The sequence below is a fragment of the Lactivibrio alcoholicus genome, from assembly GCF_055390895.1.
This window is the reverse complement of sequence record NZ_AP042471.1, coordinates 1062097-1082801: the sequence shown is the minus strand read 5'-3', so window position 1 is coordinate 1082801 and position 20705 is coordinate 1062097. Positions and strand designations below refer to the sequence as shown.

At 63.6% G+C, this 20705-nt stretch carries 17 protein-coding genes and 1 pseudogene; 2 read left to right on the top strand and 16 right to left on the bottom strand.

The features are described 5' to 3' along the window. Positions 1–138 precede the first annotated feature (138 nt). The 3 genes from ACZ5IU_RS05165 to ACZ5IU_RS05155 form a co-directional block, all read right to left on the bottom strand. Positions 139–3186: an efflux RND transporter permease subunit gene (locus ACZ5IU_RS05165; RefSeq protein WP_464421122.1), complete on the bottom strand. Its 3048-nt coding sequence runs from the start codon at positions 3184–3186 to the stop codon at positions 139–141. After that, positions 3187–4326: an efflux RND transporter periplasmic adaptor subunit gene (locus tag ACZ5IU_RS05160; protein ID WP_464421121.1), complete on the bottom strand. Its 1140-nt coding sequence runs from the start codon at positions 4324–4326 to the stop codon at positions 3187–3189. A 210-nt stretch (positions 4327–4536) separates the two neighbouring features. Continuing rightward, positions 4537–5718, bottom strand: coding sequence for a hypothetical protein (locus ACZ5IU_RS05155; protein WP_464421120.1), 1182 nt, complete (start codon positions 5716–5718; stop codon positions 4537–4539). Positions 5719–5978: 260 nt separating this feature from the next. On the opposite strand from ACZ5IU_RS05155, the gene ACZ5IU_RS05150 reads away from it, so the two are divergent. Further along, a complete protein-coding gene (locus ACZ5IU_RS05150) occupies positions 5979–7175 on the top strand; it encodes a M20 metallopeptidase family protein (protein WP_464421119.1) in 1197 nt (398 codons plus the stop codon). Positions 7176–7242: 67 nt separating this feature from the next. Here ACZ5IU_RS05150 and ACZ5IU_RS05145 read toward each other — a convergent pair whose 3' ends face one another. After that, positions 7243–7635 carry an AraC family ligand binding domain-containing protein gene (locus tag ACZ5IU_RS05145; RefSeq protein WP_464421118.1) on the bottom strand — a complete coding sequence of 131 codons (393 nt, stop codon included), beginning with the start codon at positions 7633–7635 and terminating at the stop codon, positions 7243–7245. Between the two features lie 121 nt (positions 7636–7756). Here ACZ5IU_RS05145 and ACZ5IU_RS05140 point away from each other — a divergent pair, with 121 nt between their 5' ends. Beyond that, positions 7757–8461, top strand: a complete 705-nt coding sequence (locus ACZ5IU_RS05140) for a hypothetical protein (protein ID WP_464421117.1) — start codon at positions 7757–7759, stop codon at positions 8459–8461. A gap of 46 nt (positions 8462–8507) precedes the next feature. Here the strand turns inward: ACZ5IU_RS05140 and ACZ5IU_RS05135 are convergent, their stop codons facing one another. The 12 genes and pseudogenes from ACZ5IU_RS05135 to ACZ5IU_RS05080 form a co-directional block, all read right to left on the bottom strand. Continuing rightward, on the bottom strand, positions 8508–9203 hold the full coding sequence (locus ACZ5IU_RS05135; protein WP_464421116.1) for an aspartate/glutamate racemase family protein: 696 nt from the start codon (positions 9201–9203) through the stop codon (positions 8508–8510). Further along, complete coding sequence (locus ACZ5IU_RS05130) at positions 9200–10096, bottom strand: PhzF family phenazine biosynthesis protein (protein WP_464421115.1); 897 nt, start codon at positions 10094–10096, stop codon at positions 9200–9202. The genes ACZ5IU_RS05135 and ACZ5IU_RS05130 overlap by 4 nt, the downstream gene beginning before the upstream one ends. 54 nt (positions 10097–10150) lie before the next feature. Continuing rightward, positions 10151–11662 carry a MocR-like pyridoxine biosynthesis transcription factor PdxR gene (gene pdxR, locus ACZ5IU_RS05125; RefSeq protein WP_464421114.1) on the bottom strand — a complete coding sequence of 504 codons (1512 nt, stop codon included), beginning with the start codon at positions 11660–11662 and terminating at the stop codon, positions 10151–10153. Positions 11663–11779: 117 nt separating this feature from the next. After that, positions 11780–12760, bottom strand: coding sequence for a glycosyltransferase (locus ACZ5IU_RS05120; RefSeq protein ID WP_464421113.1), 981 nt, complete (start codon positions 12758–12760; stop codon positions 11780–11782). 62 nt (positions 12761–12822) lie between these two features. Beyond that, positions 12823–14670, bottom strand: coding sequence for a hypothetical protein (locus ACZ5IU_RS05115; RefSeq protein ID WP_464421112.1), 1848 nt, complete (start codon positions 14668–14670; stop codon positions 12823–12825). A 106-nt stretch (positions 14671–14776) separates the two neighbouring features. After that, positions 14777–15181, bottom strand: coding sequence for a (deoxy)nucleoside triphosphate pyrophosphohydrolase (locus ACZ5IU_RS05110; protein ID WP_464421111.1), 405 nt, complete (start codon positions 15179–15181; stop codon positions 14777–14779). An 80-nt stretch (positions 15182–15261) separates the two neighbouring features. Next, positions 15262–16020: a GGDEF domain-containing protein gene (locus ACZ5IU_RS05105; protein WP_464421821.1), complete on the bottom strand. Its 759-nt coding sequence runs from the start codon at positions 16018–16020 to the stop codon at positions 15262–15264. A 202-nt stretch (positions 16021–16222) separates the two neighbouring features. Next, a pseudogene (locus ACZ5IU_RS05100) lies at positions 16223–16660 on the bottom strand (PAS domain-containing protein); the annotation flags it as partial. Between the two features lie 1166 nt (positions 16661–17826). Continuing rightward, complete coding sequence (locus tag ACZ5IU_RS05095; protein ID WP_464421110.1) at positions 17827–18363, bottom strand: hypothetical protein; 537 nt, start codon at positions 18361–18363, stop codon at positions 17827–17829. A gap of 25 nt (positions 18364–18388) precedes the next feature. After that, positions 18389–18670, bottom strand: a complete 282-nt coding sequence (locus tag ACZ5IU_RS05090) for a hypothetical protein (protein WP_464421109.1) — start codon at positions 18668–18670, stop codon at positions 18389–18391. After that, positions 18667–19413 (bottom strand): SH3 domain-containing protein, encoded by a 747-nt coding sequence (locus ACZ5IU_RS05085; RefSeq protein ID WP_464421108.1) that lies wholly within the window; start codon positions 19411–19413, stop codon positions 18667–18669. The genes ACZ5IU_RS05090 and ACZ5IU_RS05085 overlap by 4 nt, the downstream gene beginning before the upstream one ends. Before the next feature lie 73 nt (positions 19414–19486). Next, a complete protein-coding gene (locus ACZ5IU_RS05080; protein WP_464421107.1) occupies positions 19487–20686 on the bottom strand; it encodes a leucine-rich repeat domain-containing protein in 1200 nt (399 codons plus the stop codon). Between the last annotated feature and the right edge of the window lie 19 nt (positions 20687–20705).

Genomic DNA, 20705 nt, shown 5'->3' with positions numbered 1-20705 from the left:
AGAGCGGAGCTTCCGAAGAGCCGATTCCCGAAAGTGCTGTTCTTTCAGGGCGCAGTCCCCCCCTTGCGGAACCGCACGTTCCGCAGGCTCATTGTACCGCTTCCCGCATTCGCCCAGAAGACCTTGCCGGTGCGGAAGTTACACCGGAGCGCGCCGGAGGCGGCCGATGACGCGCCAGATGACGACGTACACCGGAGGAATCACGAAGAGCGCGAGCGTTCCGCCCGCAAGGAGTCCGCCGATCGAGACGATTGCCATCGGAGCCCGGTAGGCGCCTCCGATTCCCATCGCGAGCGCGAGCGGAGTCATCGCGATGATCGATGTCGCGTCGGCCATGAAGATCGGACGCAAGCGCACGTGACATGCCTCGATGACCGCCTCGGCGGCGTTCATGCCGTCCCTGCGGACCATCTCGGCGTAGTCGATGATGACGATCGCGTTGTTGACGACGAGGCCGACGAGCATGATGAGGCCCATGAGTCCGTAGATCGAGAGAGACGTCTTCGTGATCAGCAGGGCCGGAACGACGCCGATGATCGAGAGCGGTACGGTCAGCATGATCACGAACGCGAACAGGAACGATTCGATGATCGCCGCGATCAGCAGGAAGGTCAGCAGCACGGCGAGGACGAGCGCGATGTTGAGCTTGCCGAAGTTCTCCTGGATGGCCTCGATTTCTCCCGCGTACGTGAAGCGGAATCCCGGCGGGAGCTGGATCTTCTTCATTTCGCTGTCGATTCGCTGGTAGGCCTCGCCGACCGTGATGTCGGAGGTGTTCGCGTCGACCGTGATCGCGCGCTGGCGGTCCTTGCGCAGGATGCGCGTCGGCCCCGTCGAGTCGTCGAAGGCCATGAGGTCCTGGAGGCGTACGGTCCTGCCGGACGCGACGACGGGAAGGTCCGGAACGCTTCGTGGACTGTCGAGCTCCTCGGGCCGCATCCGGACGAGGATGTCGTATTCCTTGCCCCGTTCGCGGTAGACGCCGGACTTCATGCCGACGAGATAGCCCTTGACGGTATCGCTGAGCGTATCGACCGATACGCCGAGGCGCGCCATGAGGACACGATCCGGGACCATGCTCATTTCGGGACGCCCGGTGCGCCAGTCCGTGTCCACGTCGACGACGCCGGGAATCTTCCTCCAGATCGAAACGACCTCGGCCGCTATTCTGGTCAGATCGTCCATGTCGTCGCCCCGGATCACGAGCTGGAGGGCCTTGCCCCGGACGCCGCCGCGCATGCCGCTCGTCGTGTAGCCGATTTTCGAGTCCGGAAGGTTCGCCATTGCCGGACGGATCGCGTCCGCCATCGCGAACGTGCTCGGCCTGTTCGGATCGTCGTCCAGATAGACGCGAACGGTCGCTCTGTTGACGCCGGTTCCGGAACCGTATCCGCCGATGATCGCGTCGACGCCCCTGACGTACGGCTTCTTCGAAAGGTATCGTTCGATGCCGCGCACGATCCCGTCGGTGAGTGCGAGCGATGCGGATGACGATGTCTCGATCGAGATCGAAAGGCGTCCCTCGTCCGCCATCGGGAAGAACTGGAATCCGATTCGGGAGATCAGGGAGAGACACCCTGCGAAAAGAAGCGCGAAGACGAAGATCGTCAGGAAAACGTGGCGGACGGTTTTTTCGACGAGCCAGTGGTGGATGACTTCGAATCCCTCGTAGAACCACTGCCACCAGCCCGTGAGCATTCGGGCCGTCAGGCCGGGCGTCGTCGAGCCCTTCATGCGGGCCGCCATCATCGGAGTCAGCGTGAGCGCGACCCAGAGCGAGAAGAGCGTCGAGAAGACCACCGTCATCGCGAACGGGTTGAAAAGCTGACCGACGCGCCCGCCCGCGAACGCGATCGGAATGAAGACGCCGAGGTTCGTGGCGGTCGACGAGAGGATCGCGATGGCGATCTCCTTCGTCCCGATCCGGGCCGACTCTTCGGGAGAATGTCCCAGATCCTCGTAGCGGGCGATGTTTTCGATGATCAGGATCGAGTTGTTCACGAGAACGCCCGTCGAGATCGCGAGCCCGAGCGTCGTCATCATATTCATCGTGTACCCCGCGACGTACATCGGTATGAACGTCGCGATGACGCCGACCGGCATGGCGACCGAGATCAGGATCGTCGACGAGAGCTTCCGGAGGAAGAGGTAGAGAACGATGCCCGTGAGGACCGTGCCGACGATCATGTCCCTGATGACGTTGTCCACGGCCTGTCCGACGTAGTCGCCGTCGTCGTAGGGGATGAAGGCCGTGAACCCGGGCGGGAGCGTCGGAAGGATCTCCTCGAGAACGCGCCTGGCCTCGCGGCTCGCACGCACCACGTTCCCGTCGGGGACGGGGGTGAGCTGGACGATGAACGAATCGCGGCCATTGTAGCGGGCGAGGCGGCGGACCTCCGCGAACGAATCCCGTACGCGGCCGACATCCGCGATGCGCGCGGACGCGCCCCCCTTGAGCGGAATCCGGATGTCGGAAAGGAGGTCCGACTGTTCCGGAGCGCCGGTCATCCGAAAAAACGTCTCCTTTTCGCCGAGCGCGATGCGTCCCGACGGAGCCGCGACGTTGCCCTCCTTTATGGCGTTCGATACCTGGGAGAGCGTTACGCCGAGGCTCGCCATCGAAAGCGGGTCGAGGTCGACGTGGATTTCCCGCTGGACTCCGCCGTAGAGCGAAACGTCGGCGACGTCCGCGATCTGCGAGAGGCGGTTCTGGACGCGGTCTTCGAGAATCTCGTAGGCCTGCTGCGGTGGGAGCGTCGATGTGAAGACGATCGAGAGGAACGAACGGGCGTTGATGTCGAACTTCCGGACGATGGAGTCCTCGGCGTCGTCGGGAAGCCTGACGGTCCGTACCTTGTTCGAGACGTCGAGCGCCGCGTCGGCGAGGAGGATATCGCTGTTGAACTCGACGCTCACGTACGAAAGGCCCTCGAGCGACGTGCTTTCGATCTTGCGGACGCCGGGGATCTGAGCGATTCCGTCCTCGATCGGCTTCGTGATCAGCGTCTCGACGTCGAGGGGCGTCGCACCCTCGTATTCGGTCATGACGGTGACGAACGGGAGCTCCATCTTCGGCATGAGCGACACCCCCATGCCGAAGTATCCGACCATGCCGAGCATCGTGATGAGGATGACCGTGACGAGCGTGAAGACGGGGCGGCGGATCGAAAGGTCGATCAGTCCCACTTACTTCGCGCTCCCCTTTCGCGTCTCTTCGCCCGGGGCGCCGGAACCGTCCGCATCGGCGCTCTGCGGCGCACGGTCCGTCGGGGCCGCGTCGGCGAGACGGATCTTCGTGCCGTCAGTCAGAGACGCGGCGCCGGTCTTGACGACACGGTCGCCCGACGCGAGCCCCCCTGCGATCTCGACGGTTCCTCCGACCGTCTCGCCGGGCGTGATTGTCCGCCTGACGGCCGTGTCGCCCGAGACGAGGAAGACGAACGTCGAGGTTCCGTCCCTGAGGACGGACTCGTAGGGCAGCGACAGGACGTTTTCGCGCCGCTGCGCGACCGACTGGACGCGCAGGTAGTCGCCGGGTTTGAAATCGGAGCCGGGCGGAAGGGCGACGATCGCCTTGAAGAATCCGGTCGTCGTATCGGCTTCGGGATCCATGCGCCGGACCTTCGCCTCGTGCGACGTTCCCCACGAGGAGAGCACCGTCACGTCCTGTCCCGGCCGGATCCTGCCGCGATCGGTCGGCGGGACGAGGCATTCGACCTCGAGGTCGTTCATGTCCGCGATCGCGAGGATCTCTTTTCCCGGTTCGGCATATTCGCCGCGTTCGCTGTTTTTCCTGACCACGACGCCGTCGAACGCGGCGCGGATCTTCGTTCGCGAGAGGGTCGTCCGGGCGTCCCGGAGTTTCGCCTCCTCTTCGCGGACCGTGACGAACGCCTTATCGACTTCCGATCTCGATGTCCCTCCGGCGGCGAGGAGGTTCCGGAGACGTTCGAGTTTCCGCCTGGCGTCCTCGAGCGCTGCGAGGCGTGCCTCGACCTGCGAGGAACGGCCCGCAGCCGAGAGCGTCACGATCGGCGCGTCCGCCGATACGAGGTCGCCGACCTCGAGGGAGAGTTCTTCGATGAGTTCTCGCGATTCGGAGGTCACCTTCTGGACGCGGGCGGAGCGGACGGTTCCATAGTAGCTCTTCCGGATTTCGATCGTCCGGACCTCCACGGGAACGACCGTGACGGCGGCTCGCGCCGGCCGGGCGTTCCGGCCCTGCGCGCCCGCGGGCTGCGTCGCGATCCGGTAGGCGAGGAAACCGGCCCCTCCGGCCAGAAGCAGGACCCAGAGAACTACATTCAACCGTCGAACGAGATTCATTTCATATCCCTCCGGAACGCGAGCGCTTCATTTCGGATCTTTCGACTCCCGGGTATGATAACGCAAAGGATCCTCCGATGCGACGTATTTTCCCGTATTTCCCCGCCGCTCCGCCGGAACGTCCCGCGTTCCGATCGTCGAAAAGGGCCGCCCGGCCATTCGCGCCGGAGCGGCCCCCGTTTCCGTTCGGAAAGGAAGGGAGCGACGCGGTTACAGCATCTTCACGAGGAACCCGGCGAGGAAGACCGATGCGATCGTGACGGTCGTGAACCCGCCGACGAGCATCGGAGGCAGGATCTTGCCCAGGACGAACTCCTGCTCTTCGGGGGTCTTTCCGACGGCGTGAGAGACTTCGGACGAGACGATGAACGTCCCCGGGAAGCCGAAGAGGCACGTGGTCCCGATCGCGAGCGCCATCTCCCATGATACTTTGAGAATTTTCCCGGCGAGGAACGTGAACGCGGCGATACCGATGACGGAGATGACGAACGCCATCGTGATCGGGTAGATGAGCTTCATGACCATGTCCGGCGTCGCCTTCGGGAGGCTCATGAAGATGACGACCATGAGCGGGAAGAGGACGAATCCCGTCGCGTTCGCCTTGTCGAGGACCTTGTGTTCGAGGAAGCCGATCTCGTAGGCGACGATGCCGAAGATCAGGCAGAGGATGTACTTGTGGATGACGTTGTTCAGGAGCGGGGCCGCGAGAAGCGCGAGGACGCCCACGAACAGGGTTTTGGCGATCAGGATGTACGGCGTCTGGAGGGATTTGGGCAACGGCGGGAAAAGCCGCCAGGTCGGCTGCTCCGGGTCGCTCTTCGCGGCCGCTCCGGCCTTGCGCGCCTCTCCGCTCCGGAAGACCGCGAGCTGCCGTTTGCTCTCGCGGGAGAGGCACCAGGACGCGATCGGGAGGCCGACGAAGTTCTGGAGGACGAGAAGCATCGTCGCGAAGACGGCGAGTTCCGTCATGCCCTTCGCGGTCGCCGCTTCGCTCATGATGATCGTCGCCACGACGCCGCCCGAGATCGGGCCCGCCGCGACGATGCCGTACTGCTTCCCGATGATCGGACCGCCGAGGACGAGAAGCGCCACGCCGACGGCGACGATCGCCGCGAGCGCGATCGTGACGGTCTTCCATTCGTTCCTGAGGTCGCGCAGCTTCATCATCGTTCCCATGTAGACGAGAAGCATGGGAATGACGTAGATGCCGATCTTGACGAGCCCGGCATCTTCGAAAATCGTCTTCGGTAGGCCGTACCAGAAGCCGAAAAGGAATATGAGTCCGGAGACGAAAAGCATCGACGCGATGGCTTTTGTCTTGTACGCCACGTAGTCACCGATGGCGAAGATCAGGCCGATGACGAAGAATGACATTTCGGGGAACCACTTCATGGACAACCCTCCGTTTCTCTCTTGTGAACAGGATCACCGGAAAAGGAACACGCTTTTCGTCTCATGCGCTCCCCGCGACGTTCGCCCCCTCCCCGCTTCCTTCCTTTATCGCAATGATGCGACAGAAGCGGTTCGGCAGAATGTAGTATGATATTCCACGATTGTCAAGAAACAATACATCGTGAATTCCGTCGGGAATTTTCTCATACCGATGTTTTCCATCGGACGGAAAATATCATCCGAAAGAAAGGGGTCGTATCATGCTGTCACGCATCATGGAACGCGCACGGGCGCACGAGAAGGAAATCGTCGAGCTTCGCCGTCACTTCCACATGAATCCGGAGCTGTCATGGAAAGAAGTCGAGACGACGAAGAAAGTCGTCGAAGTTCTCGAACGCCTCGGGTATACGATCGTCAAAAAGGGCTTCGGCGGAACCGAATCCGGCGTCGTGGCCGACCTGAAGCGGGGAAAGTGCGGCCCTTGCGTCGCGCTTCGAGGAGACATGGACGCATTGCCGCTGCAGGAGGAGAACGACGTTCCCTACAAATCGCGAAACGACGGCGTCATGCATGCCTGTGGTCATGACGCGCACACGGCGATGCTTCTGGGCGCGGCGATGGTCCTCAGGGAGATGGAAGCCGACCTCCCCGGCAACGTCCGCCTGATCTTCCAGCCCGCCGAAGAGCACGGACTCAAACCCGGCGCGAAGATCATGATCGAAGAGGGGGCGCTCGACGGCGTGTCCGCGATCGCGGGAATCCACGTTTGGTCGCTTACGGAGACGGGAAAGATCGTCTACCGGAGCGGTCCGTTCATGGCGGCGGCGGACGGCTTCGAGCTGACGATCCGGGGCAAGGGCGGCCACGGATCCGCGCCGGAACTCTGCCATGATCCCGTCATCCCCGCGGCGCAGATCGTGAACGCGATCCAGACGATCGTCACGCGCGAGATCTGCCCGCGCGAGACGGCCGTCATCAGCATCGGCAAGTTCCAGTCGAACTCGAACGCGTTCAACATCATCCCCGAGACCGTGTTCATGAACGGCACGATCCGGACGTTCAATCCGAAGGTCCAGGACCATATCGAAGCGGCGATGAACCGGATCGCGGAGGCACACTGCGCGGCTGCCCGCTGCACGGCCGAGCTCAAGTACACGCGCTTCATCCCTGCCACGATCAACGACGCCGCGATGACCTCCCTCCTGACGGGCGCGGCCAGGGAACTTCTCGGCGACGGGAACGTCGTCGAAACGGAACTCATCATGGGATCCGAGGATTACAGCTTCTTCCTCCAGAAGATCCCGGGAACCTACTTCAATCTCGGAACGCGGAACGCCACGAAGGGGACGGACAAATCGCACCATTCGCCGGTCTTCAACCTCGACGAGGATGCGCTCCCGACCGGAGTGGCCCTCATGTCCGCGTTCGCGTGGAAGTACCTGTCGAGCGCCTGCTGACCGAAACGGCGATATCGCGGCGCGAAGCGGGAGAAGGGTGATTCGGCCCTTCCCCCGTTTCATGTCTTCATGTCGGCGCGTTCCGGAATGCCTTCGCGTAGACTCCCGGCGGCGTTCCGCTGCGCCCCGGGGCGACCGAACGCGCCGCAGTCGCAAGCGCGGCCGGGTCGACGTAGAGCATCCGGTACCGCCATTCGGTTTGGTTCGTCCCGTGTCCCGTATGCGCCTCGCCGGGCATGACGAGCGTGGCATTCCCGGCCGCCGCGGTCTCGGTCGTTTCCCGGTAGCGGAAATTCAGACCTCCCCGTTCGACGACTCCAAAGCCGAACGTGTCGTGACTGTGCAGCGAGAACGACTGACTGACGTACGTTGCCAGCAGAATGTCCGCTGCGGGCAGCGCTGCGTTGCGCCACAGACGGACGGACTCGCCGCCTTCCCGATTGTCGAGCGTTTCCGTCATCGTATCCTCCCGGGGGAATATTCGCAGGCGCCCCGACGAATGTGATCTTCTGCAATATCGTACAAGCCGGACGCCCAAAGCGCATCCTACAATCGGCCGAAAAGGAAGGGGCGATGCAACGATGATTCAGACGAAAACGAACGACATTCTGCAAACGGGGACGCGCTGGAAGAACGCGAACGCCGGAACGTCGGCCGGAATCCTGGTCGTCCGGAACGCGCCGAACGGACCGGTCGGCGCGTCGATGGAGGCCTTTCGCGCGGAGACGGAGGAATCCCTTCGGGCGCGCTTCGGCTCCATGGACCGAGCGGCGCTCCGGGAACTGCCGGTCTACCGGGAGTATGCGGCGTATTACCGGCGGTTCGACAAGACGTATCACGTCCTCATGCAGCTCGAGTCGATCGCGCTCAAGGGGAAGCGCATCCCGAAGGTGTCGAACCTCGTCACCGCGATGTTCGCGGCAGAGCTGTCGAGCGGCGTCCTCACGGCCGGACACGACCTCGACAGACTCGCGCTTCCGCTCGAGGCCTCGCTCGCGACGCCGGATGAGGCGTATGCGCTTCTCGGGAAGGGAACGCTCCAGAAGATGAAGGAGGGGGACCTTCGCGTGGCGGACGGCCGGGGTCTCATCGGGAGTATCCTGTATGGTCCCAACGATCGCTCTCCCATCGGCCCCGATACGAGGAACGTTCTCTATCTCGTCTACGGCGTTCCCGGCGTGTCGCGGGACGCCATCCGGGAGCACCTCGAAGGTCTTGGACATCGCGTTGCGTCGCTCTCCTCCGGTGCGACGACGGAAGGCCCGGAAATCGTCACGGCCGGATAGACGGACGTGACGAGTCCCGCGAAGGAGCTCCCCGCGTCCGCGTGTTTCAGGAGGCGAGCGCCCGTTCGACGGCCGCCTCGGCGTGAAGCCGCGTCGTGTCCATGACCGGAAGCGCCGTATGCTCCCGATGGATCAGGAGCGGAAGCTCCGTGCAGCCGAGGACGATGCCCTGCGCGCCCCGTGAGGCGAGTCCGTCCATGATCCGGAGGACCGTCGAGCGAGATTCGTCGCGGATGATCCCGCGGCACAGTTCGTCGAAGATGATCCGGTCGACCGTCTCCATGTCGTCGTCGCCCGGAACGAGGACGTCGAGCCCGAAACGCTCCCTCATGCGCCCGGAATAGGTGTCCGACCGCATGAGATATTTCGTCCCGAGAAGCCCCACGCGCGAGAAGCCGAGCCGTTTCGACCCGAGCGACGCCGCGTCTGCGATGTGGAGCACCGGAAGCCCCGTCTCCTTTTCGAGGGCGTCCGCGTAGCGGTGGAGCGTGTTCGAGCAGATCAGCAGGAACGACGCGCCGCCGCGCGCGACCGAGTGTCCCGCGTTCAGCATGATCTCCCCGAGGTCGTCCCACCTTCCCTCTTTGAGCATCGCGGCGACGGGTGCGAAGTCGAGCGAGTGGAGGAGGCACGCCGAGGAACTCAGACCTCCGAGTCTGCGCACGGTCGTCTCGTTGAGAATCCGGTAGTATTCGATCGTCGACTCCCAGCTCGTGCCGCCGATCAGACCGATGAGCTTCATCGCAGCGCACCCGTCTCCATCGTTCCGTCGAGGACCGTCACGGTCGGCCCGCCGACGCGGACCTCCACGATTGCTCCGTTCCTCAGGCCGACGATCGTCGAGACGCGGCCCGGGCGTTCCGCGCCGTATCCGGCTTCGGCGCTCATCCGGATCGTGTCCGAGAGCGGAACGAGCGCGTGCTTCACGACGTACGCGGAGACGCAGCCGTTGCACGTGCCGCACACGGGATCCTCGTCGATCCCGACGGCGGGCGCGAACGACCGGATGTGGTAGGCCGACTCCGGATGCTTCGTCTCGAGCGAAAAGACCGAGTACCCGATGTAATTCCCTTCGCGGCTCGCCTTCGCGATCGCCGGGAAATCGGGCGCGAGGGTGGAGAGCGTCGATAACGACTTCAGGCCGAACGTCAGCCAGGGCAGCCCGGTCGAGACGACGGATACCGGCGCGTCGAGAATATCGTCCTCCGTCACGCGAAGGAGCGCCGCGACTTCGGCGCGCGACGATGCCTCCCGGAAGGTCGGAAGGGCCTGATTCATCATGAAGACGGGACGCGGTCCCTCTCTGCGGACCTCGACCGGAAGGACGCCCGCGAGCGTCTCCTGCGTGAAGGTCGTCCGGTCCTTCGCGAGACGCCTCTCCTCCTCGAGCGCGGCGAACGTCCCGATCGTCGCGTGGCCGCAGAGTTCGACCTCCCTGCGCGGCGTGAAGAACCTGACGCGGAAGTCCGCGACGTCCGACGGCGTCACGAACGCCGTCTCCGACAGGTTCATCTCCCGCGCGATCCGGAGCATCGTCGCGTCGTCGAGCCCCTCCGCGTTCAGGACGACCCCAGCGGGGTTCCCTCCGAACGGCTCTTCCGAAAACGCGTCCACCTGTTTGATCGCAATTCTCATGTCACGCACCCCTTTCCCGTTTCGATGTCGCCGCCCGGTTTTCCGGGGCGGCGCTCAGATCACCGGCCGAACCGCCTCGCGTTCCTGCGCGGGAACGTCGCCGGAACACTCGCGGACGGCGTCCGTGAGGCAACGGATTCCCTCCCGGATTCTGTCCTCGGGCTCTGCCGCGAAGCAGAGTCGCATGTGCGACCCCCCCTGGATTCCGTCGGCGAAGAAGGCGTTCCCCGGAAGATAGGAGACGCCCCGCCGCGCCGCGGCGGCCGGAAGCCGCGAGACGTCGACCGACGGGGGCACCCGCGCCCAGACGTAGTACCCGCCTGCGGGGGAATTCCAGTTCATGCCCGGAGGCGCCGATTCCGCAAGCGTCCGGAGCATGACGCCGCGCCGGGTCGCGTAACGCGTGCGGACGACGCGGAGATGTTCTTCGTAGACCCCTTCGCGCAGCATCCGATCGAGCAGGAACTGCGCCGGGGTGTTCGTGTGGAGGTCGGTGTACTGCTTCATGCGGCAGAACGCGTCGAGGACGCGCCTCGGCGCGACGACCCAGCCGATGCGCGTGCCGAGGAAGAGCGTCTTCGAAAACGACCCGAGAGACAGGACGCTTCCCGTCGGGTCGGTCGCGAAGAGCGACGGGGGCGGCTCGGCATCGTAGGCGAGATCGGAGTAGGGATCGTCCTCGAGGACGGGCGTTCGGAAGCGCTGCGCGAGCTGGAGGAGTTCCCGCCGACGCTCGAGGCCCATCGTAACGCCCGTGGGGTTCTGGCAGGTCGGCAGCGTGTAGATCAGCCTCGGACGGAAGCGATGGAGGACGATTTCGAGAATGTCTGTCCGGATGCCCTTCTCGTCGACCGGAACGCCGACGACTCGTGCCCCGGCGTTCCTGAAGATTCTGAGCGCCCCGAAGAACGTCGGGTCTTCGACGACGACCGTGTCGCCGGGACGGACCAGAAGCCTCGCGGCGTAGTCGATTCCCTGCTGCGACCCGGAGAGGACGAAGACGTCTTCCGCGGAGACGACGACGTGGCGCGAGAGAAGGTATCGCGCGATGCTCTCCCGGAGGACATCCTGCCCCGGAACGGGGCTCGGCAGGAGCATCGCCCCCGCGGTGCGGTCGTCGGCGAGAAGGCGGCGCATGATGTCCCGGACTGCGTCGACGGGGTAGAGCGACGGATCGGGGACGCCGGTCGCGAAGGAGATTCGATCCTGCGCCGAAGCCTCCCGCATCATGTCGCGGATGATGCTTCCCCCCGGGGAAGCCGCGTCCTCGTTGAGGAGCTGGCTCCATGGGAGCGGCATGACCTCGCCGTTCCCGGAACGCGGGAAGAGCTGCGAGAGAACCGTCGTGCCTCGGCCGACGAAACCCTCCGCGAGCCCCTCGGCCTTGAGTTCGTCGTAGGCCTTCACGACCGTGCTCCGGTTGAGCCCGAGCTCTTCGGCGAGTTTCCGCTCCGGTGGCAGCAGCGTCCCCCCCGGGAGTTCGCCCGAGAGGATCCCCTCCCGGAAGCTGTCGCGCAGCTGGAGATAGATCGGAACATCCGAATTCCGGACGATATGGAGATTCACGGCGCGTTCCCTCCTCGAGTCGCGGATGGCTTCAGGCATCCTGGAGGGATTGTATCGTTTCAATTGGATGACGAGAACATCCAATTGACCCGCGGAAATGCCATCCAATTCCCGGGATCAGATGTCGCGGCGCCGTCTCCTCGTGAAGATGAAGTCCCGTTGAACCGCGAAACTGCCGAGGTAGATCAGGAGTTCCGAGATCACCTTCGCGCAGATGACCGGAATTCCGAAGCGGGAATTCAGGAAGGCGATCGTTCCGTACGACAGGATACCCGTGATGGTCACCAGTCCGGCAAAGGCGGGGAGGGCGAGTCGTGCGGTCGTGTCGGAGAAGAAGACAACCTTTTTGACGGCGAAAAACTGAAAGAAAAGCGCCGCGAGACGCGCCGCGATCTGCGACTCGGCGATATTCCCGGCGTACCGGAAGCAGGTCGCGAAAACGGCGTAATCGATGGCTGCGGTCGCGAGGGAGACGCCGATGAACCGGAAGAGCTGCAGGGAGATGTGTATCGAGTCACGGAGCGGCCTGAAGTGCGAACTCCTGTTGCCGTCGACGTAGACCGTCTCGATGTTCGTCTCCGCGATGCTCCAGTCGTGGTGTTTGCTCATGATGAGCATGTCCAGCTCGAACTCGTAGCCTGAATGCTCGATTCGGAGCAGTTGGGGGATGATCCGGGAGGAGATCCCCCGGAGCCCCGTCTGCGTATCCGAGAGTCTGCGTCCCACGAGAAGCCGGAAGAGCAGAAGAATCGTCCTGTTTCCGACGAGGCTTCTGAGGGGTACGCCGCGGGAAAAGCGTCGCGCTCCGAGAATCAGGTCCGCGGCTCCCGCGTCCAGCAATCCGGCGACCCTGCGGATATCGGCCGGGGTATGCTGCCCGTCCGCATCGGCGGTGACCGCTCCCGCCGCGTTCGGGAAACGGCAGAGGACGTCGTTCAGGCCCGTTTTCAAAGCGTTTCCCTTTCCGAGATTGACCGCGTGTCGCAGGAGCGTCACTCCGGGAAAGGCGGCGAGTCGCGCGAAGAGGGGGCCGCAACTCGGATCGCTGCCGTCGTCCACGAGGACGACGGAAAGAAATTCCTCGGGAAAGGAGGTCATTTCCCGGACGAGCCGTTCGAGTTCCGGTCCGGGGTTGTAGGCGGGAATGACGAGGACGATATTCAGGAGTCACCACTCCCTTCGTTCCCGTCCGGACGGAGCGGAATCAGCTCTGACCCGGCTCCGTGGCGGACGGAGAAAAAGAAGTCCCGGGACAGGGTCCCGGGCGCGAAAAGACGCGCATACTTCGACCGAAGCGAGTCTTTCGCGTTTCCGAAGAATACGAAGTCGTACCCGGCGAGTTCCGTTTCCCACGTTGCCGCGTCGGGCTCGCTGTTCCATTTCTCCCAGTTCGTCCGGACGGGAAAGAGCTCGTACTTCGTCACGACCCGCTCGAAGCCGTCGGATCCCTCCCAGACGATGTACACGCGGCTTCCCGGGGGAAGGACGGACCGCATGAAGCGAAATTCCGGCCCGAACCCCTCCCTCAACGGCAATCGTCCGGTCTCGAACGTCTCCGGGTTCGGAGGCGCCGCGAGCAGCAGTGCCGCGGCGAACGCGGCCGACGCCCACCCGCGGTTTCCGGCGAGGAGGCTCGCCGCGACGAGGATCGCTCCGGTGAGCCAGATGGCCACGTACCGTGCGTACCCCGCAAGCGCGGGGCCCTCTTCGTCATCGAAGGCGAACATGTACAGGACGAGCATTCCCGCGAGAAACGCCCCCCAGAAAATGAAAAACACGGCAAAGGCCCACGGGGAGGCGATTCGGGGACGGACTTTGCGATACGCGGCGAGACACGTGACGGCAATCAGCGCGATCCACGCGACGAGGGGCGCTCCCCTGAAGAACGGCGTCTCTCCGACGCGGAAGCGTTCCGCAGTCTCATTTTCGAGCCCGCCGACGGGAACCGTGAGAAGCGCCTTCGCGAAATTTCCCCTGATGGTCCGCAGTTTTTCGGGCGCGTCGCCCGAGAATGCCCCGACGACTCCGTGAAAATCGATCAGAGCGAGGTTGAACGTCGTGTCATCGAGGTCGTGCGTCCGGCTCCAGCGGTCCCACGAGAGTTTCGCGCCGAGGGGGAGCGCGATCAGCAGCAGGGCGACCAGTACGGAAGAACGCGTCGTCCGGAAATCCCGGCCGCGCGTCAGCGCGTGGACGGGAAAGGCCGCGAGCAGGACGCAGCAGATCGCGAGAAGCGATCCCACTCTCTTGACGAGCGGCAGAAGCGCCAGGGATGGGAGCAGGAACGCGAGATCGGTCGCGCTCTGCGCGAGGATCGCCCCGGCCGCCGTATACCCGAACGTCATGCCGAGCGCGATGTCGACGCACATCGAATAGAAGCCGAGTCCGAACCCCGATGTCAGGCTCGCGAGGGTTGCGATGCCGGAAACGAACGCGAGCGGCTTTCCGGTCGTCGTGCGCTCGAGGAGCGGGAGTCCCTGGCTCAGGATGAGGACGAAGTTGCCGAGGTAGCACACGGGTTCGAAGTCCCCCCCGCAGCGGAGGAAGAAATAGTGGAGGAGGTCCGTGGCCTGCGGGTAGTTCAGGCAGTAACCGATGCAGGAAGACGCGTCCCGGAGCGACGCGGTCGCCAGCATTTCGCGGCTGGAGATCCCCCAGAAGGAGAACTCGTCCCAGATGTGGAAGTTTCCGTCCCGGAACCACCAGCAGAAGAGAATGAGGGAGGCGAAGGCGGCCGCCGAGGCGGGAGTCGCCATCAGGCGACGGAACGCCCCGCAGCGGTACAGCAGAAAAACGGCCGGGGCGAGAACGGCGATCCCTCCGTACAGCAGTGCCGTCGTCCCTGCGGAAAGACATCCGGACAGCGCGCACGCATAAAGAACGGCCACGATCGCCGGAACGACCGCGGCAAAGCAGCGTCCGAAGGAATTTTTCGTCGCGGCTATCGTTGCGGCCGTCCATCCCGTGACGGACGCGAGCGGAAGAATGATTCCGATCCAGTATCCCATCGCTGCGGTTCACGCTCCGAGTCGAACATGGGGCGGAAATCCTCCCCGGAAACGCAGGGTCCGATCGCGACAGTATAGCACCTTGCCCGATGGAAGGAAGATCCCGTTACTCCGGAAGCGGCCCGATGCCTTTCATCAGGTGGGCGACGAGAATCTCGTCCGCCGGAAGTAACGTGTAGTCGGAAAGACGCGCCGGAGAGATCCATCTGGCGGAATCGTGGCTTCGGAGAACGATAAGACCGCTCCGGACGGACGCCCGGAACGCGTGCAGGTGGACGCCGAAGGAAGGGTAGTCGTACGTCCAGTCGAGGAGGAGCGGACCGACGTCGATATCGACCGTCAGTTCCTCGCGGATTTCGCGGATCAGACACTCTTCGAGCGTCTCGCCGGGCTCGAGCTTTCCGCCGGGGAATTCCCAGAAGCCGCCGAAGCCGTGCCGGTCGGATCCGGGGCGCCGGGCGATGAAGATGGAGTCCTTGTCCGTCAGGACGGCTGCCGTTACCGTGAGCATCGACGTTCCTCCCCCGCCGGACGATTCGTTTTTCCGGTTTCGAGAACATGGATTATAGCAGAAGGACGCCTGTCGCGGGATCACATGACCGTCGCGCGATTCCTCCCGGCGCGTTTGCTCTCGTAGAGCGCGTGGTCGGATCGGTGCATGAGGTCGTTCAGGGAGTCCTCAGGGTCTGTCATCGTCGCGATGCCGATGCTGACGGTGATCGAGAACCTTCCGCCGGCGGAGGGGAATGCCGTTCGCTCGATGTCCTGCCGCACCCGTTCGGCGAGCGTCTTCGCGCCCTCCGCATCCGTGTCCGGCAGCAGGATTCCGAATTCCTCGCCGCCCAGACGTCCGATGATGTCCGTGCATCGCAGCGTCTTCGCGCAGGTTTCCGAGAACAGACGCAATACCGTGTCCCCCGTCGGATGCCCGTAGCGGTCGTTGACGTCCTTGAAATTGTCGAGATCCAGCATGAGGAGGGCGAGGGGCGCGCCGCTCCTGCGGCTTCGCTCCACTTCCCGGGTGCCGGATTCGAGGAAGTGCCGCCGGTTGCTGAGTCCCGTGAGTTCGTCCGTCGTCGCGAGTTCCGCGAGCCGACGTTCGAGGTTTTTGCGTTCGGTGATATCGAGGTGCGTTCCGATGATCCGGAGAGGGATCCCGTTTTCATCCCACGCGACGATCCGGGCCCGGGAGAGGATCCACTTCCACCCGCCGTCCGACGTGAGCATCCGGAACTCCGTCGAATACGGTTCGAGCCCGGCGATGCACCGTCTCTGCCTCTCCCGTGTGCCCGGAAGGTCGTCGGGATGGACGAGCCGTTCCCATGTCGAGAGGTGGTGGGGGCATCGAATCGGGGGCGTAGCCGAGCATCGTGAACCATCTGGGGCTGTAGAAGACGTCGTCGGTTTTGAGGTTCCAGTCGTAAAGGCCGTCGCTCGTCGCCTCCATCGCGAGCGAGAGGCGTTCCTCGCTCTTCCTGAGTGCGGCGACGGCGCGTTCCCTGTCGGTGACGTCGATGGTCAGGGTGAAGAACCCCATGATCCGTCCGTTTTCGTCCCTTCGGGGAATGTAGGCGACCTCCGAATAACTCGGTTCGGGCTTCGTCGGAAAAATTTCGTTGAACCGGACGATCTCTCCGGCAAGCGTCCGTTCGATGTATCGGGAGATCTTCGACATCAGCTCGTCTCCGATGAATTCGCGGAGTGGCACTCCGATGACCGATTCCGGCGCGATGCCGTAGGCGTCGGCGTACGTCCTGTTGATGTACCTGTAGCGGACTTCCGAATCGAGGTAGGCGATCCGGGCTGGAACCGAATCGGTGATCAGACGGATCCACTGTTCGTTTTCGAAGATCGTCCGGTTCATCCGCTCCTGCTCGCGCAACGTCTTCCGGAAGCGTTCGAGCGTTGCGGCGAGAGAGCCGAGCTCGTCGTCGTAGCGCAGTTTCGGAAACGGCGCGTCGGTCCGTCCGGCCTGAAGGTTGCGGACCATGGCGTGAATCTTCGAGATGGGGCGTGAGACGCGGACGATGAGGAGATAACAGAGCGCGAGGGCGAGCGTCAGGACGACGGCGAAGTAGAGGATCTGGCGTTTCGACCGCTGTTCGAGATCGGTCCGGAGTTCCCGGAGATGCGTTTCGATGGCCTCGTCGGTATCCCGGAAGATGGTTGCGATGAGTCGGAGCGTCGGTGCGAGCGTCCGGAGGAATTCTCCCGTTTCGATTCCGTGGGCTGGAGTCCTGAGGATGTGTTCCGTCAGAGGGACGAGCCGGCTGAGGTACCAGGTGTTCGCGCTTTCCGCGTCGCTCCGGAGCTTTTCGGAAAGTACGAACGCGGCGAGCCCCTTCACGTCGGTCCACAGGGACAACTCCCGTTCTTTGAGCCGCCGGATCCCGATAATGTTTTCGCCGTAGTGCAGATCCGTCCGGTTCAGGAGACCCAGGATGCGTGCGGAAGTATTCTCGAGGGCGCTCCTGAAGCGGAGGATCCGGAGACGCAGAAGCGTGAATACCGCGTACCTCCCGGTTTCGTCGCCGGGAAGAAAGGAGAGTCGTTCCACGATCCGCTCGGACTCCGCGAGAAACGCGTCGGTTGCGGAAATCCACTGCTCTTCGGAGACCGTTCCCCGCTCTTCGAGCGGTTTTCTCATGGTTCCGTCGGTGAGGATTCGGGCGTTCCGGAGGATCCGGTCGAGGTTCGCGAGGACATCCGTCTCGGAATACCCGCGCGAGAGGATCCCGCCCATCGCGACGACGGCGCGGGATCGCTCGAGCGCGAGAATGTCCCGGTCGTCGGGGGAGATGTTCCCCGTGCCCAGAAGCGTCAGGACGATACGACGCTCGGACGCGACGGACATCGCCGCCTCCGCGACGAGCGAAGAGAGGTCGCGCCCCCGCTCGAAGTCGTAGACGCATTGCGTCTGATCCTTGACTGAAGAGAGGACGCGCCGGAAAATCAGTCCCACGACGAGGCACTGAATCGTGACGAGAACAATGAGAAGGCCCGTGATCCGCGAGGACATCCGTCTGAAAAATTCCAGAGGCCCATCTCCCCCGTGGAATAAGAAATCATGAAGTCGTGCAGCAATTCTACCACATGGCCCGCCCCGGATAGTGCCGGACGCTTAGCGGCTTCACTCCTTCCGTCTCTCGCGCCGCGCTATTCGGGAACCTCCCTGAACGTCCGCGATATCGTTTCGAAAACGCCCTTCGCCTCTTCCGGCGGAACGGACGCGTCGCTGAGGAAGCCGAGCGCGAGAGTGTCGCCGCCGGACAGCGGGATCAGGTACAGAGTGAGTTCCGCCTTTCGGGGAATCTTCACGTTCTGGACGCTTCCGGCGACCTTCTTTCCCATGAACGCTCGCTCCACGGTTCTTTCGGCCGGTTTCGAGGTCCCGAGAAAGGTCGACTTCACGTATGACGCGACCTCATCGTCGCTTTTCATCCCCATGCCTTCGCGCATGTCCTTCGGGATCGCGACGAGCGTGAGCTCCATCCGGCCGCTTCCCGGGGCCGCGTCCGCGGGCTGGATGAGCGTCACCGCGTCCATCCCGGCCTTCTGAGGCTCGGAAAAGGTCTCCGGGGCGCTGAACGCCGCCTTCCACCACACGTGTTTCCGCTCACCGGCCGCCTGCGCCTCCGGAGAATGCGACACGCAGAAAATCGCGCAGAGCAACGCGATCGAAAGAAGTCTCATGTCTTTCCCCTCCTTTTCTTCAATGTCAGTCTTCGATGTCGAGCGCCCCGTTCCGGATGACGACGACGTCCGAGCCCGAGCCCCTGACCGTTCCGAGGCCGACGACCTCGATGCGGCATTCCGGGCAGATCCCGTGGATCGTCGTTCCGCCGGAGATGCTCGTCCATGTCGTGAACGACCGCTCGTGAACGCCCACGCTGTAGGTTTTCGAATCCTCGTTCTTCAGGTCCACGGCGGCGGCCGTTCCGGAGACGGAGACGGCCAGCGCGGCGAGGACGACGCCGCACTGCAGGGTATGGGAGGTCATTCGAACAACCCCGCGGAATACGTCATCGATTCGAGCCGCGCCTCCCGGTCAAAGACCATGACGATCTCCCGCGTTCCGGAATGATAGGTCCAGACGCGGTTCCGGACCGTATCGGGCGGTCCGATCCTTTCAGCGACGGATTCGGAGTCGTCGTGAAGCATGATGTCCCCGAAGCCCTGCCATCCGCCGGGAAGTTCGACGCTCCGGAGTCTGTCGCGCCCGTTCACCTTCCAGTAGACCGCCGTATGTCCGTGAAAGACGAGCGTTGTCTCCGTGACGTCGAGCTTCCAGTCCTCGATCGTGAAGCGCCGGGTTTTGCGGGACCCCGGCTCGCCGAAGAACGCGACCGCCATCGCGGGCGTCAGGCCGAAATCACGGCGGAGACGGTCGCAGTAGCGGCCGACGCGATCGTTTCCGTCGCCGATGCGGCGGAGGTGCTTTCCGAAGATCCAGCCCTTCGGGGCCGTTTCGCTCACGACCTCGAACCACGGGACGCCGCCGTCGGAACGCGACGACCCGACCACGAGAAGTTCTCCCGAGGCGCGCTCGTCGGCGAAGCGTCCGACGACCGGGGATCGCGTCGACGGAGCCGCGCGGAGGTTCACGTTCGTTCCGTCGAGGGTCGCCGCGACGGGCCAGTTCTCCAGGTCTTCTGGAACGCTGCGGATCTCCGCCGCGAGCGGCGCGCCGGACAGAACGCATAGAACCGCGGCGGGAAATGCGAATCGGGCGAACGGGCGCATGATCCCCCTCCTTTCGGAAAACGGACGTTCGATGCGGACGGGGCGGAAGGGATCGTCCCCTCCGCCCCGCGGCTCACTTCTGGATAATGGCTTTCTTTCCGTAGGGCGCGATCTGCTCGGGCGGGAACTGCCCGACCTTCGCGTAGATGTACTGGAGCTTCGGAAGATCCTTGAAGATCGAGAAATCGGCGATTCCCTGCGTCTTCTGGACGTCGAGCGCGGATAGCGCCGGCAGCTTCGCGATCGCTTCGGGGTTCGTCACGGTCGATCCCTCGACGTCGAGCCGCGCGAGCTTCGCCATGTTCGCGAAGATCGAGAGGTCGATCGTCCCCGTAACGCTTTCGAGAACGACCTCCGACAGCTTCGGGCACTTCGCGAGCGACGCCAGGTTCGTCAACTCCTCGCGGAGCATCTTCACGATCCTGAGGTTCGGCATCGTCTCGACGACCTTCATGTCGCTGAACTTCGAGATTCCGCCGTGGAACTCCTCGAGCTTCACGAGCTTCGCGAGCGGCGAGTAGTCGTCGCACTTCGTCGCGTAGATCCAGATGTATCGGAGTTCCGTCAGATTCCCCACAGGCGACAGATCCGTCGCAGGGATGGAGTAGAGTCCGAGCTTCTTCAGCTTCGCGAGCCCCGCGATCGGGGAGAGATCCTTGACCTCGGTCATGTACAGGTCGAGTTCCTCGAGATCCTTGAATTCGGACAGGGCGGAGATGTCCTCGATCGGAGCCGCGTAGAACGAGAGCTTCTTAAGCTTCGTCTTGCCCTTGAGCGGGGATATGTCTTTGATGCCCTTCGGCTGCATGAAGAACACGAGCTCCGTGAGGTCGTTCATTGGCGCGAGGAAGGCGAGGTCCGGGTATTCGACCTGCCGGACGTGGAGCTTCGCCATCTTCGTGAGCGCGGCGAGCGGCGCGAGCGTCTTCACGGACTTGAGCGAATCAAGCTTCAGGTACGTGAGGTTCGTGAATTTCGCGAGCGGCGACAGGTCGGTGATCCCCTTGCCGGACTCGATCTCGAGTCCGGTCACGATGTCCGCGAGCACGGCGGCCTTCGCGAGATCCGCGTCCGTGATGTCGTAGAGGCGCAGCGGCTTCGCCTTGAGGGACTCGTCCGCCCGGGCCTTCGCGAGAAATTCGTCCGTCACGCCGTAGCTCATCTTCGGGCCGAAATAGCTGCTCGTGTCGTACTTCGGGTCGGCCGCGAGGGCCGGTCCCGCCATAAAGAGCGCCATAGCCGCAAGACAGAGAACCGTGCGTTTCGTGTTCATATCCTTCTGACCCCCTCAA

What these genes read in the sequence shown, in the direction of transcription:
- ACZ5IU_RS05150 (WP_464421119.1), top strand. Translation starts at nt 5,979, where the DNA reads ATGCTGTCACGCATCATGGAACGCGCACGGGCGCACGAGAAGGAAATC.
- ACZ5IU_RS05155 (WP_464421120.1), bottom strand. Translation starts at nt 5,718, where the DNA reads ATGAAGTGGTTCCCCGAAATGTCATTCTTCGTCATCGGCCTGATCTTC.
- ACZ5IU_RS05130 (WP_464421115.1), bottom strand. Translation starts at nt 10,096, where the DNA reads ATGAGAATTGCGATCAAACAGGTGGACGCGTTTTCGGAAGAGCCGTTC.
- ACZ5IU_RS05145 (WP_464421118.1), bottom strand. Translation starts at nt 7,635, where the DNA reads ATGACGGAAACGCTCGACAATCGGGAAGGCGGCGAGTCCGTCCGTCTG.
- ACZ5IU_RS05080 (WP_464421107.1), bottom strand. Translation starts at nt 20,686, where the DNA reads ATGAACACGAAACGCACGGTTCTCTGTCTTGCGGCTATGGCGCTCTTT.
- ACZ5IU_RS05085 (WP_464421108.1), bottom strand. Translation starts at nt 19,413, where the DNA reads ATGCGCCCGTTCGCCCGATTCGCATTTCCCGCCGCGGTTCTATGCGTT.
- ACZ5IU_RS05160 (WP_464421121.1), bottom strand. Translation starts at nt 4,326, where the DNA reads ATGAATCTCGTTCGACGGTTGAATGTAGTTCTCTGGGTCCTGCTTCTG.
- ACZ5IU_RS05110 (WP_464421111.1), bottom strand. Translation starts at nt 15,181, where the DNA reads ATGCTCACGGTAACGGCAGCCGTCCTGACGGACAAGGACTCCATCTTC.
- ACZ5IU_RS05115 (WP_464421112.1), bottom strand. Translation starts at nt 14,670, where the DNA reads ATGGGATACTGGATCGGAATCATTCTTCCGCTCGCGTCCGTCACGGGA.
- ACZ5IU_RS05095 (WP_464421110.1), bottom strand. Translation starts at nt 18,363, where the DNA reads ATGAGACTTCTTTCGATCGCGTTGCTCTGCGCGATTTTCTGCGTGTCG.
- ACZ5IU_RS05135 (WP_464421116.1), bottom strand. Translation starts at nt 9,203, where the DNA reads ATGAAGCTCATCGGTCTGATCGGCGGCACGAGCTGGGAGTCGACGATC.
- ACZ5IU_RS05140 (WP_464421117.1), top strand. Translation starts at nt 7,757, where the DNA reads ATGATTCAGACGAAAACGAACGACATTCTGCAAACGGGGACGCGCTGG.
- ACZ5IU_RS05090 (WP_464421109.1), bottom strand. Translation starts at nt 18,670, where the DNA reads ATGACCTCCCATACCCTGCAGTGCGGCGTCGTCCTCGCCGCGCTGGCC.
- ACZ5IU_RS05120 (WP_464421113.1), bottom strand. Translation starts at nt 12,760, where the DNA reads ATGACCTCCTTTCCCGAGGAATTTCTTTCCGTCGTCCTCGTGGACGAC.